The organism is Halochromatium salexigens, assembly GCF_016653295.1.
Classification (GTDB): domain Bacteria; phylum Pseudomonadota; class Gammaproteobacteria; order Chromatiales; family Chromatiaceae; genus Lamprobacter; species Lamprobacter salexigens.
Window position 1 is genome coordinate 1 of record NZ_NHSF01000061.1, and the last position, 16957, is coordinate 16957.

A 16957-nucleotide genomic window follows, 5' to 3' on the forward strand; every position below is an offset into this window, starting at 1 on the left:
CGTGGATGAGCGCCGTCTGAAGTCATACCGGTTGCTCCGAATGAAAAGGGGTTTGGTCAAAAAATCGCCCCATGAGCCGTAAATTATGTATTATATATCAGATAGTTAGTTCCTGTACAGCGTCTTAAGCCAGGGGGGCATATGGGGCAAAGTTAGGGCGTGGTCTCCCTAAAGAGCTCGGGAACCACGGCACCTTTCCAGGGTCATGGTAGCATTTAGTGAATGCACTACGACCTAGAGGAACCAGGATAGCGCGATGACCAATGTAAGGAGTTATCAAGGGCTCGAGCCACGGATTGCGGCCGATGCCTGGATCGATGAGACGGCTGTCGTCATTGGTGATGTCCAGATCCGAGGGCAAGCCTCTGTCTGGCCGAATGCCGTGCTGCGCGGGGATATCCACCGCATCTACATCGGCGCCGGGAGCAATGTGCAGGATGGCTCGGTGCTTCATGTCTCCCATGACAGCCGCTTCCTGCCGGGCGGCGCCCCTACCATCGTCCACGAGCGCGTCACCATTGGCCACCACGCCACCCTCCATGGTTGCGAGGTGCATGATCATTGCCTCATCGGCATCGGTGCCCGGGTGCTGGACCGGGCGGTGCTGCGACCGCGCCTGATGTTGGCGGCCGGGGCCGTGGTGCCGCCGGGCAAGATGCTGCAAAGTGGTTTTATGTATATCGGGGCGCCCGCTAAGCCGGCGCGAACGCTGACCGACCTCGAACTCGAATACCTGGACTACGCCGCGCAGCATTACATCGAGCTGGCGATCAGCCATCGGGCCACGGCCGTTTGAACACTTGCGCATCCTCATGGTGCCAATGGGCGAATGCACGGACACTAACCCGCATCGCCCAGAGGACTCTGGCGACTTTCCCCATAGCACATGGCCTGCCTCTGTTCGCCGCGAGTCGATCGCCTGATGTCGAAGACCATCCCGATCATGACAATCTTGCTGTTGAGCGCTTTGCTGCTCTGGCTCCTGTTGGCGTGGAATCCAGTGTCGACCCCGTCCAGTCGCCATGAGCAGCTCGAGCTGGCTGAGCAACCAGCGGGTGGCGATTTTCAGCTGACATCGGCGCGGGGGGCGTTGAAGCTCTCGGATCTCCGAGGCAAGGTGGTGTTACTGTATTTCGGCTATGCTTCCTGCCCTGATATCTGTCCAACGAATCTTGCGATCATCGCGCTTGCGTTACGCGAGTTGACCCCGACGGAGAGAGAGCGGGTTCAGGTCGTCTTTGTGAGTGTCGATCCGCAACGGGATACTCCCGAGCGTCTGGCCGAGTATGTGGATTACTTTCATCCCAATATCATCGGCGTCACGGGAACGGACCAAGCGCTGGCCGCCGTCGCCAAACAGTACGGGGCCGCTTACCGGCGCGCGGAGGCGAGCGACTCGGCGATGGGCTACATGATCGACCATTCGGCCCACAGCTATGTGATCGATGAGTCCGGCTCACTGGTGCGGGTGCTTGATCACGCGACACCAGCGGAAAAGATCGTCGCCACCCTGCGTCGCCATCTGAATGAGCCCGAATCAATCTGAACCTTAATCCCGAGCTCGGGCATCACCAGGCGGTCAAACGGGCGTTCGAGTGAGGGAGCATCGGGTCTACGCCTCGCCTGGGTAGGAACTTCTCTTCGTGCGAGCCGTCTCTAGTCTCCATCCAAGGGTGCTCAGGCGGCAGCGCGTTGACCTAAATCGTTAATCTCTGATATATATAGCCGGATTTGCATGGTCAAGGCTTAAGCCGGTGGCCCGCCATCCACGAATATCGACGCAACGGTAGTGACTATGAAGACATCGCTGATCGCCGGAATCTTTTCCTCCGCTATGCTCACCCTCGCCGGCACGAGTGCCGTATCGGCCTCCGGGCTCTCGACCGACGTCGGCGGTGACGCAGCCAAAGGTAAAGAGAAGGCCGGGCAGATCTGCCAAGCTTGTCACGGTCTTGACGGCAACGGCATCCCCGGTCAGCCGGTCTGGCCAAAGCTCGCCGGCCAGCACCCGCGCTACATCTACAAGCAACTGCAGAACTTCAAGAACAATGAGCGTTGGAATGCGCAGATGTCGCCGATGGCGATGCCGCTCAGCGATGAAGAGATGCGCAATCTAGCAGCCTATTATTCAGGCCTTGAGCAATCCGGCGGTGCGGCCGAGGAAGCCTTGGTTGCTAAGGGTGAGCGGATCTACCGGGCTGGTAACCCAGACACCGGCGTCCCGGCGTGCTCCGGCTGCCATGGTCCGTCGGGGATTGGTAGCAACCTGGCAAAGTTTCCACGGATCGCCGGGCAGTTCTCGGAATATACGGCCCAAACCCTCGGGCATTTCCGCAGCACCGAGCGGGCCAACGACCCCAACGGCATGATGCGCGGTGTCGCGGCCAACCTCAAGGACGATGAGATCGAAGCCGTTGCCGCCTATATCGAGGGTCTCAACCTCTAAGCGCCCTTATCGCTGTTGCCGCCGCGAGGCCAGCTGTTGCGAAGGCTGGCCCGCTGCCCTTGCGCAGGCAGGGCGCCTCGACATCGCGAAAGAGGTGAAGCCTCGAGGACGGGCCGTGAATAGGCTGCGGCTGCTGAGCTTCAACATCCAGGCCGGTATCGAGTCGCGCCGCTACCGCGACTATGTGGCCAACAGTTGGAAGCATCTGATCCCCCACGGCGAGCGCCAGCGTAACCTGACCAGTATTGGCGCGCTGCTGCGAGGGTTCGATCTTGTCGGCCTGCAAGAGGTCGATGCTGGTAGCTTGCGCAGCGCCTATATCGATCAGAGCCAATACCTCGCCCAGCAAGCGGGATACCCCTACTGGCTCTCACAGGTCAACCGCGAGCTTGGCCTGCTGGCCCGCCACAGCAATGGACTCCTGAGCCGATTCAAGCCCGGGTCGGTCATCGAGCACAAGCTACCCGGGCTGCCGGGTCGAGGCGCCATGGTGGTCGAATTTCCGACCAGTGCCGGCGAGCCCTTCGCCGTCTGCGTGCTGCACCTTGCCCTGGGACGGCGCGCACAGCGTCGGCAGCTCGATTATTTGGTCGAGATTGCGCGTCACTACCAGATGATCGTCCTCATGGGCGACTTCAATTGCGGCTGCGGCTCACGGATGCTCCGGGCCGCGATTGCCGCAGCTGGGCTGCGCGGCCTCGACTGCGAGTTGAAGACCTTTCCGAGTTGGCGTCCCGAGCGCAACCTCGATCATATCCTGGTCTCTCCGGATCTGCGCATCCGGGGCGCCCGGGTGCTCGATTACGCACTGTCCGACCATCTCCCGATCAGCATGGAAGTGGCGCTTCCGGCCGGGGTGTGTCTGATGAGCACCGATACAGGGTTTGTCGTCCCCGCCTGATCACGCTCGCACGAAAGGCCCTCGGGTGGGGCCGTGCGTGACTCAATCCTGGATATAAAAGTAACGCCAGGGGCCAATCTCCACGCGCTCCAGCAAATTGAAGAGTGCGGGTAAAGGCCGCCCCTCGCCGGGGAAGACGGGCTCGATGCCAATGAACAGGCGTCCAAAACCGGCGTGGCGTCCCCAGTTCCAATGCCAACCAGGAGCGCGGGCTCCGCAGCTCGTGCAGCTCAAGAGGTCGCTCGCGTGATCGCCGTTGGTGCCAATGCCCATCTCTGGATCAAGCTGCTGGCGCCAGCTCGAGACGGCGCTGCGACATTCGGGACAGCGCGGTGGACGGCTATTGCGGCCGCTGCGAAGTTGCGGAGCCTCGAAAGGCCCTTCAAGACCCATCGCGAACGCATGCGGGCTTCCCGGCGCCTGATCGAGTTGCACGGCGCAGCCTGTGAAGCCGATGTATTCGAAGAGGCGCTCGCCGGGTCCAAAGCGCATCGGCTGTGCCGACGGCGCGGCCTCGATGAGCCCACCCTCCTGCAGGAGCGCCGAGAGGTGTGACAGGCCTGCCTTGGCCATCGGGTTCTCTGGTGTCAGCAGCAGGCGGCCGTTATGGAGCCGTGGGTTGGTCAACAGCCTGGGTCGACTGCTCATCGAGCGCGATGACTCCTGAGCGATGCGTGCATGCGCGCTTCCGCCCTAGGAATGCGGTGAGGTCGCCGCGCGCTCAATCCCGGAGAGCGCGCGCACGGCAGCCACGGCCGCATGGCCAGCGGTGTCGATATCCGATTCCTTGCCAGAGAGTGTCAGGCGACCGAAGGCACCGACCGCACGCACATCGATCAGGGTGATGTTCGCCGCCTTCTCGGCCTCATTGGCGGCATAGACGATGTAACCGGCCGGTTCGGTCTCGAGGATGAACATGCTCTGCCCGGGCAGGATCATCGAGCCGCGCCGATTCTGGCGGTTGATCAAGACCGTATGATCCGGGGTCATGGCGCGAATCACCTCGTTCCAGGCGATACGGCATTTCTGGCGATCGTCCTCGCGCGCGCGTAAGGTGCGCAGGACCGCATGCCCGGCCTCCAGCACATCGCTTTGATCGCGCTGATGGATGACCATGGAGCCGAAAGCGCGCTCGACGACCTGCTGGCCGAGGTGGACGCGGGTCGCCTTCAATGCCACGTCGGTCAAGCGATGCACCGCCATCCCCGGCGAGACCTCGATCCACATGCAGGCATCGCCGGGCACCGGGAGGAAGCCTTGAGAGACGGTCCCCATGTACTCGGCGAGCTGAGGCTGGAGCGAATCGATATAGATGTAGGTGCGAAGCTTGATCATCCGGTCCTTTCCCGAGTTGGGGGCAGTCGTTCCAGCGCATCGGAATCAACCGCGAATGATACCGTAAATTCCAGCCACGGACCCGGCAAGCAGACTCAGCGACGGGCGCGAAAGAATGCGCGCAGCAGCGCAGCGCAGTCATCGGCGAGCACTGCGCCCTCGCACGCGGTGCGATGATTGAAACGCGTATCCGAGGGCAACAGATCGAACACCGAACCGCAGGCGCCGCCCTTGGGATCGCTGGCGCCATAGATGACGCGCCGAATGCGCGCATGGACGATCGCCGCCGCACACATCGGGCAGGGCTCCAGGGTGACATAGAGGTCGGCGCCTGGGAGCCGATAGTTTTCGACCCGCGTGGCTGCCGCGCGCAAGGCCTGGATCTCGGCATGGGCGGTCGGGTCGTGGCTTGCGATCGGTCGATTCCAGCCCTCGCCGAGGAGCTCGCCGTCGCGCAGGATCAGCGCTCCGACCGGCACCTCGCCTTCATCGGCGGCGCGGGCGCCAAGCTCAAGGGCGCGCCGCATCCAGCGTTGATCCAGCGGCTGCTCTACTCCCACTCGATGGTGCCCGGGGGCTTACCGGTGATGTCATAGACCACGCGCGAGACCCCCGGCACCTCATTGACGATGCGGGTGCTCACGCGATCCAGGAACGGGTAGGGGAGATGGGCCCAACGCGCGGTCATGAAGTCGATGGTCTCGACCGCGCGCAAGGCGATCACATGCTCATAGCAGCGGTTGTCGCCGACCACGCCGACCGAGCGCACCGGCAGAAAGACCGCAAACGCCTGCGAGACCTGATCATAAAGCTCCGCGGCGCGCAGCTCCTCGATGAAGAGGTGATCGGCCAGCCGCAGCGTATCGGCAGAGTCCTTCTGGACCTCGCCGAGGATGCGCACACCGAGGCCGGGGCCGGGGAAGGGATGGCGATAGACCATCTCGGCCGGCAGCCCCAGCTCGATGCCGATGCGCCGGACCTCGTCCTTGAACAGCTCGCGCAGTGGCTCGACCAGACCCAGGCGCATCCGCTCCGGCAGCCCGCCGACGTTGTGATGCGACTTGATCACCTTGGCCTGGCCGGTCTTGGCGCCGGCGGACTCGATCACATCCGGATAGATGGTGCCTTGGGCCAGCCATTGGACGCCCGGCAGCTTGGCCGCCTCGGCCTCGAAGACCTCGATGAAGGTATTACCGATGCGCTTGCGTTTTTCCTCTGGATCACTGACGCCAGAGAGGCGATCCAGGAACTGGGCCTCGGCATCGACGCGCAGCACACGCACGCCCATGTGGCGGGCAAAGGTCGCCATCACCTGATCGCCCTCGCCATGGCGCAGCAGCCCATTATCGACGAAGACGCAGATCAGCCGATCGCCGATGGCGCGATGCAGCAGCGCGGCGACCACCGAGGAATCCACCCCTCCCGAGAGGCCGAGCAGCACCTCGTCATCCCCGGTTTGCGCCTGGATCGCGGTGATCGCATCATCGATGATGTTGGACGGCGTCCAGAGTCGCCGACAGCCGCAGATGGCATGGCAGAAGCGCTCGATGATGCGCTGACCCTGGTGGGTATGGGTGACCTCGGGATGGAACTGCACGCCATAGAATCGGCGCGTCTCGTCGGCGATCCCGGCGAGCGGGGCATTGTCGGTCTCGGCGATCACCGAGAAACCCTCGGGCAGCGCCTCGACGCGATCGCCATGGCTCATCCAGACATCCAACAGCCCATAGCCATCTGGGCTGGTGTGGTCTTCGATCTCGCGCAACAACTGCGAATGGCCGCGCGCGCGCACCTGGGCATAGCCGTACTCGTGCTGTTGCGCCGGGGCGACCCGGCCACCGAGCTGGGCGGCCATGGTCTGCATCCCATAACAGATGCCAAGCACCGGCACGCCCAGCTCGAAGATCAGCGGCGCCACGCGCGGTGTTTCTTGCGCATGCGCCGATTGTGGACCACCGGAGAGGATCACCCCCGAGGGCGCGAACGCGCGCACCGCCTCGGACGGCATCTCCCAGGGATGCACCTCGGAGTAGACCCCGGCCTCGCGCACCCGACGTGCGATCAGCTGCGTGTACTGGGAACCGAAATCGAGGATCAGGATGCGATCGGCATGGATATTGGGCATGGGGTTTAGTTGTCGATGCGGTAATTCGGCGCTTCTTTGGTGATCTGCACATCGTGCACATGGGATTCGCGCATGCCGGCCGCGCTCACGCGCACGAACATCGGCTTGGTGCGCATCTCCTCGATCGTCCGGCAACCGGTATAGCCCATGCTCGAGGCGAGCCCGCCGACCAGTTGCGTGGTGACGTTGAGCACGCTGCCCTTGTAGGGCACCCGCCCTTCGATGCCTTCCGGGACCAGCTTCTCCTTATCGGTCTGCTCCTGGAAGTAGCGGTCGCTCGAGCCGTCCTTCTGGCCCATGGCACCGAGCGAGCCCATGCCGCGATAGGTCTTGTAGGAACGGCCCTGATAGATCTCGACCTCACCGGGCGCCTCATCGGTGCCGGCGAAGAGCCCGCCGACCATCACGCTGTGAGCGCCGGCGGCAATGACCTTGGCGACATCGCCCGAGAAGCGCAGCCCGCCATCGGCGATCAACGGCACCCCGGTCCCTTCCAGGGCCTGGTTCACATTGCTCACCGCCGTGATCTGCGGCACGCCGACGCCAGCGACGATACGCGTGGTGCAGATCGACCCAGGTCCGATACCGACCTTGACCGCGTCGGCCCCGGCCTCGACCAACGCCGTCGCCGCCCCGGCGGTGGCGATGTTGCCGCCGATCACCTGCACCTCGGGGAAGTGGCGCTTGATCCAGGCGACGCGATCGAGCACGCCCTGCGAGTGGCCATGCGCGGTGTCGACCACCAGCACATCGACGCCAGCCTCGACCAGCGCGGCGATCCGCTCGTCGGTGCCCTGACCAACGGCCACCGCCGCACCGACCCGCAGGCGCTCATGCGCATCGCGCGAGGCCTTCGGAAAGTCGGTCGCCTTCTGGATGTCCTTGACGGTGATCAGCCCGCGCAGCTCGAAGTCATCGTTGACCACCAACAGCTTCTCGATGCGATGTTGATGGAGCAACGCCACCACCTCGTCGCGGCTCGCGCCCTCCTTGACCGTGACCAAGCGTTCGCGCGGTGTCATGATCGCCGAGACCGGGGCGTCCATACGGCGCTCGAAGCGCAGATCGCGCCCGGTGACGATGCCGGCCAGCCGTCTGCCCTCGGTCACGGGCACGCCGGAGATATCGTGCGCGCGCGTCAGCGCCAACACCTCGCCGATGCTGAGATCCGGCGAGACCGTGATCGGGTCGCGGATGATGCCGCTCTCGTATTTCTTCACCGCCAGCACCTCACGCGCCTGGCGCTCGGCCGACATATTCTTGTGCACGATGCCGATCCCGCCCTCGAGCGCCATCGCGATGGCCAAGCGTGACTCGGTGACGGTATCCATCGCCGCCGAGACCAGCGGGATCTTGAGCGCGATCTCGCGCGTGAGCAGAGTGCTGAGATCGACCGTGTTGGGGGTGACCGTCGAATGCGCTGGGACGAGCAGCACGTCGTCGAAGGTCAGGGCTTCCTCGATCAGGCGCATGGCGGAACCTCGAAAACTGGGGGCTGGGGCTGGAACCACGCAGAGCGGTGGATTCCGAAAAGTTAACTCACTATCATAGGAATTCAAGCAGCTATCGGCAACGACATCCTGCAATCGCCACCGCTGCCGGAGCGGCCACTCTCTCCCCATGCCGACCTCACCAGCCTCCCCCATCATCGATTTCTCGCGCGATCTCTACAGCGTCTCGCGCCTCAACGCCGAGGTGCGCGCGGTCCTCGATGGCAGCTTCCCGCTGCTCTGGGTGCAGGGTGAGCTGTCCAATCTCTCCCAGCCCGCCTCGGGGCATCTCTACTTCAGCCTCAAGGATGGTGCCTCGCAGGTGCGCTGCGCGATGTTCCGCGGCAAACGCCGGCGGCTTGGCTTCCAGCCCGCCAACGGCCAGCAACTGCTGGTGCGGGCGCGGGTCGGGCTCTATGAGCCGCGCGGGGACTTTCAGCTCATCGTCGAACAGATGGAGCCCGCTGGCGACGGCGCGCTGCGACTCGCGCTCGAGCAGCTCAAGCAGCGCCTCGCCGCCGATGGGTTGTTCGCCGAGGCGCACAAGCGCGCGCTACCCGCCTATCCCTGCCAGCTCGGGCTGATCACCTCGGCCAGTGGCGCGGCGCTGCATGACCTGCTCACGGTGCTCGGGCGCCGTTTCCCGCTCCTGCCGGTGCTCATCTATCCGAGCCTGGTGCAAGGCGCGCAAGCCGTGGAGGCATTGATCGCGGCAATCGAGCTGGCCAACCGGCGCGGCGAGTGCGATCTGCTGATCCTGGCGCGCGGTGGTGGCTCGCTCGAGGATCTGGTGGCCTTCAACGATGAGGCGCTGGCGCGCGCGATTCATGCCTCCGAGTTGCCGATCGTGACCGGCATCGGCCATGAGATCGATCTCAGCATCGCCGATCTGGTGGCCGATCGGCGTGGTGCGACGCCCTCGGCGGCGGCCGAGCTGGTGGCTCCCGATGCCGAGCAGGCGCGGCGCCATCTGTGCGGGCTCGACGCGCGCCTCGCGACAGCGGCGCGGCGGGCGCGAGAGACGGCAAGGCAACGCTTGTCGGCACTCCAACGCCAACATGCGTTGCTGCATCCACGCGCGCGTTTGGAACAGCAGCAACAGCGCGTCGATGACCTCCAGCGGCGGCTCGAGCGCGCGCTGGAGGCGCGTGTTGGCGAGGCGGGAGCGCACCTGGAGCGCTTAGGGCAGCGCCTGCGACGGGTCGCGCCAGGCCAGCGCCTGCACGTCGAGGCCGAGCACCTCGCCCGCCTCAGCGAACGGCTCGCGCAGGCAGGCCGGCGGGCCATCGAACGGCGCCGAGAACAGCTCGCGGCCTTGGCGGGTGGGCTGCAAGCGCGCAGTCCGCTCGCCACCCTGGCGCGCGGCTATGCCATCGTCACCGATACCGAGGGCCGTTTGGTGCATCGCCCCCAACAGGTGCCGCCGGGCGCCCGCATTCGAGTTCAAGTGGCAGAAGGTGGCTTCGAGGCCAGGGTCATTGACGATGCGCAGCGAGCGCTTTCTGAGCGCGCTTGAGGAAGACCCGCATCTCCTTTGCCGCCTGAGCATCGCCTTTCGCCTCGGCGACCTCGATACCTTGATGCAGCGCCTCGACGGCCTCCGCCGCGCGCTCCGCCTGGGTGAGCGCCTTGCCGTAGAGCTTCCAGGCCGCTGAATAGTCAGGGTCTTGCCGTGTCGCTTCGGCCAGATGCTCGATCGCCTGGTCGATCTGCGCTTGCTTCAGATATTCGTTGCCGAGGCTGTAGCGCAACAGCGCCGAGTCTTGGCCCCTGGCTCGCATCGCCTCGAGATTGTCGATGATACCCATGGGTTGGTCCGTTGTCGGTGATTGCTGATGGGTCCGCAGACAGACGCCGACAATGGCCTGCATGCTGCGGTTGAACGCGAAACTTTTAAGTATTTGATATTTTTATTATTTGTCTTTCTCGTTTGGGGGTGTTTCCTCGTCGAGATCAAACTGAGCGGCTATAATGCCCTGCGTTTACTTGGCCTACCGGCTGTGCGTGCGACCATATGGCCACTACCAAGTAAAAAACTAGGCCCTACGGGCGATCGGGGTCGAGCATCACAGCGTTAACGCAATGAAGAGGTTGCAATGACTCAAGCTAGTGAATGAGTGCGATCGAGCAGGCTGATTGTTTCCATGCTACGACGATTCCGGCAAGCCACTCGAGCCCTCAACGCCGCCAGAAGGCCGGGCTGAACAGCACCAGTAAGGTAAAGATCTCGAGGCGTCCGAGCAACATCGCCACGCAGAGGATCCAGATGCCCGTGTCATGCATGTCGGCATAATGGGCGCCAACGGTGCCAAGTCCAGGCCCGAGATTGTTCATACAGGCGGCCACGGCCGAGAAGGCGGTCAGCAGATCCAGCCCGGTAGCGGCCAGAGCCAGATACATCAGCGTGAAGGTCGCGATATAGAGCGAGAAGAACCCCCAGACCGCATCCACCACGCGATGGTTGATGACCTTGCCGCCGACCCGCACTGGCAATTGCGCGTTCGGATGGATCAGGCGGCCGATCTCGCGCAGCCCCTGCTTGATCAGCAGCAGGAGGCGAATCACCTTGATACCGCCCCCGGTCGAGCCGGCGCAGCCGCCGACGAAGGCGAGAAAGATCAGCAGGATCTCGATGAACGGCGGCCAATAGTAGAAGGCATCGGTGGTGAATCCGGTGGTGGTGCCGATCGACACCGTCTGGAACAGGGCGTGGGTAAAGGCGTCGTCCCAGAGGATGTAGGTGTCGGTATAGAACAGGGCGAGGGTGACGATCGTGGTCACGACGATCATCAAGAACAGATAGAACCGCAGTTCGCTGTCATGGCGATAGGCGAGCAACGAGCGGCGCCGAAAGGCGACGAAGTGCAGCGCGAAATTCATCCCGGCGACCAGCATGAAAAACACCGCGATCATCTCGATCAAGGTGCTATCGAAATACCCCATGCTGTCGTCGTGGGTTGAGAAACCACCGATCGCCACAGTCGAGAAGGCATGGCCGATGGCGTCGAAACCGTCCATCCCGGCCAGCCAATAGGCGAGCGCGCAGGCGATCGTCAGCCCGAGATAGATGTACCAGAGCGCCTTTGCGGTCTCGGTGATGCGCGGTGTGAGCTTGGTCTCCTTCATCGGCCCCGGCATCTCGGCGCGGTAGAGCTGCATGCCGCCGATGCCGAGCATCGGCAGCACTGCCACCGCCAGCACGATGATCCCCATGCCGCCGAGCCATTGCAGTTGTTGGCGATACCAGAGCATCGAATGGGGCAGCTCATCGATGCCCAGGATCACGGTAGCACCCGTCGTGGTGAGCCCCGAGATCGACTCGAACACCGAATCGGTGAGTGACAGCCTGGGCTCGGGCGAGAGCCAGAACGGCAGCGCGCCCGAGAGTCCGAGCACCACCCAGAACAGCACCACCACCAAGAACCCATCGCGCACCCGCAGTTCATGGCTGGCGTGGTTTGCGATCAGCCAATTCAGCACGCCGATACCGAGAATGAGCGCAAAGGCATAGAGAAAGGGCAACAAGGCGCCGTCCTGGTAGATCAGCGCGACAACCGCCGGCGGCAGCATCGAGACGCTGAACAGGATCAGCAGCAGACCCAGCACCTTCTGCACGGTAAGCAAGCGTTTCAGCATGGGCGACCGATTCTCGCAAACGTCTGGCGTCAATGAGTAAAAAAGAGCGCGTGCCTTGGCGAGGCGCGCCGAGCGCTAGAAAAACGTGACGCCGACCTGGAACAGTTTTTCCACCTCGGGCACCCGCAGGCGGTCCTGCAGGAACAGGATCACATGGTCCTCGGATTCGATGACGGTATCGTGGTGCGCGATCAGCACCTGATCGCCACGCACGATGGCGCCGATGCTGGCGCCCTTGGGCAGGTGGATCGCCGCGATCGTGCGCCCGACCACCTTCGAGGAGTGTTGGTCGCCATGGGCGATGGCCTCGATCGCCTCGGCGGCGCCGCGGCGCAGTGAATGCACCATCACCACATCGCCGCGGCGCACATGCTTGAGCAGGGTGCCGATGGTGGCCTGTTGCGGGGAGATGGCGACATCGATCGGGCCGCTCTGCACCAGATCCACATAGGCCGAGCGGTTGATCAGCGCCATGGCCTTACGCGCGCCGAGGCGTTTCGCGAGCATGGCCGAGAGGATATTGGCCTCGTCGTCATCGGTCACCGCGCAGAAGACATCGGTATCCTCGATGTTCTCCTCGAGCAGCAATTCCTCGTCGGCAGCATCGCCATGCAGCACGATGGTGCGCTCGAGCGACTCGGCGATCTGCTTGCAGCGCTCGAGATTGCTCTCGATCACCTTGACCCGATAGTCGCGCTCGGTGACGCGGGCGAGACGGGTACCGATGTTGCCGCCGCCGGCGAAGATCAGCCGCTTATAAGGCTTGTCGAGCCGGCGCAACTCGCTCATGACCGAGCGGATATGCTTGGGCGCGGCGGCGAAGAAGACCTCGTCATCGGCCTCGATGACGGTGTCGCCCTCGGGCTGCAGGGCGCGATCCTGGCGGTAGATGGCGGCGACGCGCGCGTCGATATGCGGCATGTGCTCATAGAGCGCGCGCAGCTCCTGGCCGACCAGCGGGCCGCCGTAATAGGCGCGTACCGCCACCAGGCGCACCCGGCCATTGGCGAAATCGGTGACCTGCAGCGCGCCCGGCGTCTCGATCAGGCGCAGGATGTAGTCGGTCACCAACTGCTCGGGGCTGATGGTGACATCGACATGGAAGGCATCGCCGCCGAACAGCGCCTCGCGGTGATCGAGGAAGCCCTGCGCGCGCACGCGGGCGATCTTGGTCGGCGTATGAAAGAGCGTGTAGGCGACCTGGCAGGCGACCATGTTGGTCTCATCGCTGTTGGTCACCGCGATGATCATCTCGGCGTCCTCGCCGCCGGCGCGCATGAGCACATCGGGCTGGGCGCCGTGTCCCTGCAGGGTGCGCAGATCAAAGCGGTCGGCGAGGTCGCGCAGGCGCTGCGCGTCGGTATCGACCACGGTGATGTCGTTGGCTTCGTTGACCAGATTCGCCGCCACCGAAGTGCCGACCTGGCCCGCGCCGAGGATGATGATCTTCATTGGGCGCGGGTCAGCGCCGCTCCTTGATCTCGATACCGAGCGAGCGCAGCTTGCGATAGAGGTGGGTGCGCTCCATGCCCGCCTCCTTGGCCATCTTGCTGACGTTGCCGGCATGCTTGCCGAGTTGATATTCGAGATAGGCCTTCTCGAACTGCTCACGCGCCTGGCGCAGCGGCTGGTCGAACGACACCAGCCCCTCGAGCGGTTGACTCGGCACCGGCGGATTGGAACCGAGCGCGGTTTCGACCTCGTTCTGGGTGATCTCGTCACCGGCGCCGAGGATCAGCACCCGTTGCACCAGGTTCTTCAGCTCGCGCACATTGCCCGGCCAGCCGTAGTTGCGCAGGAAGTTCTGCGCGCCGACGCTGAAGCGCCGATACGGCAGCTTCTCATGGGTCGCGAAATAGTCGACGTAGTAGTTGAGCAGGTCCGGGATGTCCTCGGCATGCTCGCGCAGCGGCGGGATGTGCAGCGGCACCACGTTGAGGTGATAGAACAGGTCCTCGCGGAAGTGGCCGGCGCGCACCTCTTCCTTGAGATCGCGCTGGGTGGCCGCGATGATGCGCACATCGATCGCCACCGGCTCGCTGCCGCCCACGCGCAGGAAGGAGCCGGTGTCCAAGGCGCCGAGCAACTGGCCCTGGGCCTCGAGGTCCATGTCGGCGACCTCGTCGAGCAACAGGGTGCCGCCAGCGGCCTGCTCCAGGCTGCCGTAGTGGACCTGATTGTGCTCCTCGCTGCCGAACAACTCGCGGGCGGCATTGCCGCGCGCGATCGCCGAAACCCCGAGATCGACGAACGGGCGTTCCTTGCGCGCGCTCTGGGTGTGCAGATAATGCGCGAAGGTCTCGCGCCCGGTGCCGGCCTCGCCGGTGATCAGCACCCAGGTATCGTGCTGGGCGATGCGCTTGACCTGCTCGCGCAGGCGTTGCATGGCCGCCGAGCGGCCAGCGGGCTCGAGCACCAGCGCCGGCCGGCGGCGCAGGCCGACGTTCTCGCGCACCAGCTTGTCGGCCTCGAGCGCGCGCTCGACGGTCAGCAGTAGCTTCGCCATCGAGAGCGGCTTTTCGAGGAAGTCGTAGGCGCCGAGCCGGGTCGCCTCGACGGCGGTCTCGACGTTGCCGTGGCCGGACATCATGATCACCGGGCAGGGCAGCCCCTGATTCTCCGACCATTCCTTGAGCAGGGTGATGCCATCGAGATCCGGCATCCAGATGTCGAGCAGCATCAGATCAGGGCGCCGGTCACGCAGGGCGTGCCGCGCGGCCTCCCCATGCTCGGCGCTGGTGATCTCGTAGCCCTCGTCCTCGAGGATGTCGCGAACCGTCTCGCGGATGTCCGGCTCGTCGTCGACGACCAGGATGTGGGTTGCGCTCATGATTCTCCTGTTTGCGGCCTGCTGGGCGCGGTACTGACGGGTAACCGTGCGGTAAAACGGGCGCCCGACTCGGCATTATCCGCCCGAATGATACCGCCGTGCTCTTCGATTATCTTCTTCACGATCGCCAGGCCGAGTCCGGTGCCCTTGACCTTGGAGGTGACATAGGGCTCGAACAGCCGTCCGATCATGTCGGGGTCGATGCCGTTGCCGTTGTCCTCGACCCGCAGTTCGACGCTCTCGGTGTCATTGTCATCGACCCGGCGGGTCGCGACCTGGATGTGCGGTTCCGCGTGCTCCTCGAGCGCTTCGGAGGCATTCTTGACCAGATTGTGGAGCACCTGACGCAGCCGTTTGGAGTCACCGCGGATCATCGCCCCGCCGGCATCGAGCGCCTTGTCGATCTTGACCGGTCCGGCGCGATACAGCTCCAAGACCTCGTTGACCAGCCCATCGAGCACGAACGGCTCCTGCTGCATCTCGGGACTGCGCGCGTAGCTGGAGAAATCGTTGACCATCGCTTTCATCGCCTCGACCTGCTGGATGATGGTGTGGGTCGAGCGATCGACGAGCTTGGCCTCCGCCTCCGGCAACGTGCGCAACAGCTTGTGGCGCAGGCGCTCGGCCGAGAGTTGGATCGGCGTGAGCGGATTCTTGATCTCATGGGCGAGCCGGCGCGCGACCTCGCCCCAGGCGGCATCGCGTTGCGCGCGGATCAGGGTGGTGATGTCATCGAACACGAGCACGTGATCGGCATGCGGCTGCGCATCCTCGGCGCCGCTGGAGGCGGTGACCGGCAGCGGGCTGCCGCGACACATCAGCACCTGGCGCCCATCGACGCCGAACAGGGTGATCTCCTCGCGCCAATCGCGACCACTGCCGATGCGCCGACCGACGGTCTCGCACCAATGCGCGAGGCGCGGATAGAGGGTCGCCAAGGTAGCCAGGGGCATGGGCGCGGCATCATCGAGTTCGATGCCGAGGATTTGGCGCGCGGCGGCGTTGCTGGTGCGCAGCGCATTGTCCTCGTCAAAGGCGATGACGCCCGAGGAGAGGCGGCTGAGCAGCGTCTGCAGATAGGCCCGTTGTGTTTCCACTGCCTGCTGGCTCTGCTCGGCCTCGTCGCGCGCCTGCGCGATGCGCCGGGTCATGGCATTGAAGGAGGCGACCAGGAAGGTCAGCTCATCGTCATGGCGCGGCAGCGGCAACTGCTGCTCGTAGTCACCTGCGGCGATGGCGCGCGTGCCGTGGGCGATATCGGCGATCGGGTCGGTCAAGGCCTTGGCCGTGCGGAAGGCGATCAGCAAGGCGGCCATGAAACCGAAGACCAGCACCAGCGACAGGGTGATCGAGAAGCTGAACTTGAGCGATTGGCGCAAAAACGCGAGTTCGGTGTAGCGGTTGTAGGCGTTTTCCAGGCGCGTGGCCAGCTCGGTGATACGCGCCGAGGTCGGGAAGATGGCCTGCAGTAGCAGGGGACGCGCGCTTGGATCGCGCACCAGCACCCGCACCACCAGCTCGCCGCCCGGCCCCGGCTCCAGGCCGACGTGGTCGACGCCACGGCGCACCTGCTGCATGATTTCGCGCTCGGGCTGATCGGGGACTAACTGCAAGGGGTCATCGCTGGCCGTGGCCAGGACCTGGCCGGCGCGATCGAACAGCGTCAGCTCGAGCGCGCCGGCCTGGCGGCGCAAGGTGCCCAGGGTCAGGGTCAGCGCGGTGGCGGAGCGATCCTGGATACCGCTCAGTAGCTGAGCGCTGTACTTCATCAGGATGCGTTGGTTGAGGTCGAGCGAGGCCTGGTTGAGTGTCAGCGCATCCTCCATGGCGCTATCGATCTCGACATCGAACCAGCTATCGATGCCGCGCATCATGAAGCCCAACGAGTAGTAGTAGACCACGCCCACCGGCAACAGCGAGATCAGCGCGAACATCGCCAGCAGCCGCGCGGCGAGGCGCGAGCCGGCGGCCTGATGGCGCAGTGCCCGCACCAGGCGCACGGAATTGGCGCCCACCAACAGCGCCAGGGCCAGCAGGCCGATCAGCACCAGCGCCAGCAGGGGCACGAAGAGGCGGCTCAGCACCTCGGAGTTCTGCACCGCGCTGGTCATCAGGTGCAGGGCGACCATGAGGATCGCCAAGAGCATGCCGACGGCGATCGTGCTCGGCTGCAGCAGCTGTCGTTTCAGCATGC

General features: G+C 64.4%; 15 protein-coding genes. 5 read left to right on the plus strand and 10 right to left on the minus strand.

The genetic code is table 11. From position 1 onward, the window contains the following. The first annotated feature begins 256 nt into the window (after positions 1–256). From CCR82_RS12195 to CCR82_RS12210, 4 genes are all read left to right on the plus strand, one after another. On the plus strand, positions 257–796 hold the full coding sequence (locus CCR82_RS12195; protein ID WP_201246077.1) for a gamma carbonic anhydrase family protein: 540 nt from the start codon (positions 257–259) through the stop codon (positions 794–796). Positions 797–922: 126 nt separating this feature from the next. Next, positions 923–1546, plus strand: coding sequence for an SCO family protein (locus CCR82_RS12200; protein ID WP_201246078.1), 624 nt, complete (start codon positions 923–925; stop codon positions 1544–1546). Positions 1547–1795: 249 nt separating this feature from the next. Next, entirely contained in the window at positions 1796–2446 is a 651-nt protein-coding gene (locus CCR82_RS12205) for a c-type cytochrome (protein WP_201246079.1), read from the plus strand. Positions 2447–2561: 115 nt separating this feature from the next. Continuing rightward, the gene (locus CCR82_RS12210) at positions 2562–3347 is read left to right on the plus strand and encodes an endonuclease/exonuclease/phosphatase family protein (protein ID WP_201246080.1); all 786 of its coding nucleotides are present in this window, start codon (positions 2562–2564) and stop codon (positions 3345–3347) included. A 42-nt stretch (positions 3348–3389) separates the two neighbouring features. Here CCR82_RS12210 and CCR82_RS12215 read toward each other — a convergent pair whose 3' ends face one another. The 5 genes from CCR82_RS12215 to guaB all read right to left on the minus strand — a co-directional run bounded on the left by CCR82_RS12215 (position 3390) and on the right by guaB (position 8279). After that, entirely contained in the window at positions 3390–3995 is a 606-nt protein-coding gene (locus CCR82_RS12215) for a hypothetical protein (protein WP_201246081.1), read from the minus strand. Positions 3996–4040: 45 nt separating this feature from the next. Beyond that, a complete protein-coding gene (locus tag CCR82_RS12220) occupies positions 4041–4682 on the minus strand; it encodes a BMC domain-containing protein (protein ID WP_201246082.1) in 642 nt (213 codons plus the stop codon). 95 nt (positions 4683–4777) lie between these two features. Next, entirely contained in the window at positions 4778–5209 is a 432-nt protein-coding gene (tadA, locus tag CCR82_RS12225) for a tRNA adenosine(34) deaminase TadA (protein WP_201246083.1), read from the minus strand. Between the two features lie 23 nt (positions 5210–5232). After that, positions 5233–6807 carry a glutamine-hydrolyzing GMP synthase gene (gene guaA, locus CCR82_RS12230; protein WP_201246084.1) on the minus strand — a complete coding sequence of 525 codons (1575 nt, stop codon included), beginning with the start codon at positions 6805–6807 and terminating at the stop codon, positions 5233–5235. Positions 6808–6812: 5 nt separating this feature from the next. Beyond that, positions 6813–8279 carry an IMP dehydrogenase gene (guaB, locus tag CCR82_RS12235; RefSeq protein WP_201246085.1) on the minus strand — a complete coding sequence of 489 codons (1467 nt, stop codon included), beginning with the start codon at positions 8277–8279 and terminating at the stop codon, positions 6813–6815. Positions 8280–8427: 148 nt separating this feature from the next. Between guaB and xseA the strand changes: the two genes are divergently transcribed. Beyond that, positions 8428–9813, plus strand: coding sequence for an exodeoxyribonuclease VII large subunit (gene xseA, locus CCR82_RS12240; RefSeq protein WP_201246086.1), 1386 nt, complete (start codon positions 8428–8430; stop codon positions 9811–9813). Here xseA and CCR82_RS12245 read toward each other — a convergent pair. The 5 genes from CCR82_RS12245 to CCR82_RS12265 form a co-directional block, all read right to left on the minus strand. After that, positions 9773–10105 carry a tetratricopeptide repeat protein gene (locus CCR82_RS12245; protein WP_201246087.1) on the minus strand — a complete coding sequence of 111 codons (333 nt, stop codon included), beginning with the start codon at positions 10103–10105 and terminating at the stop codon, positions 9773–9775. The two genes, xseA and CCR82_RS12245, sit on opposite strands and share 41 nt — an antisense overlap. Positions 10106–10475: 370 nt before the next feature. Further along, positions 10476–11933 carry a TrkH family potassium uptake protein gene (locus tag CCR82_RS12250; RefSeq protein ID WP_201246088.1) on the minus strand — a complete coding sequence of 486 codons (1458 nt, stop codon included), beginning with the start codon at positions 11931–11933 and terminating at the stop codon, positions 10476–10478. Positions 11934–12008: 75 nt separating this feature from the next. Then, a complete protein-coding gene (gene trkA, locus CCR82_RS12255; RefSeq protein WP_201246089.1) occupies positions 12009–13385 on the minus strand; it encodes a Trk system potassium transporter TrkA in 1377 nt (458 codons plus the stop codon). A 10-nt stretch (positions 13386–13395) separates the two neighbouring features. Beyond that, positions 13396–14763, minus strand: a complete 1368-nt coding sequence (locus CCR82_RS12260; RefSeq protein WP_201246090.1) for a sigma-54-dependent transcriptional regulator — start codon at positions 14761–14763, stop codon at positions 13396–13398. Continuing rightward, positions 14760–16955, minus strand: coding sequence for a sensor histidine kinase (locus CCR82_RS12265; RefSeq protein WP_201246091.1), 2196 nt, complete (start codon positions 16953–16955; stop codon positions 14760–14762). Before CCR82_RS12265 ends, CCR82_RS12260 begins: the two co-directional genes overlap by 4 nt. Positions 16956–16957: the final 2 nt, after the last annotated feature.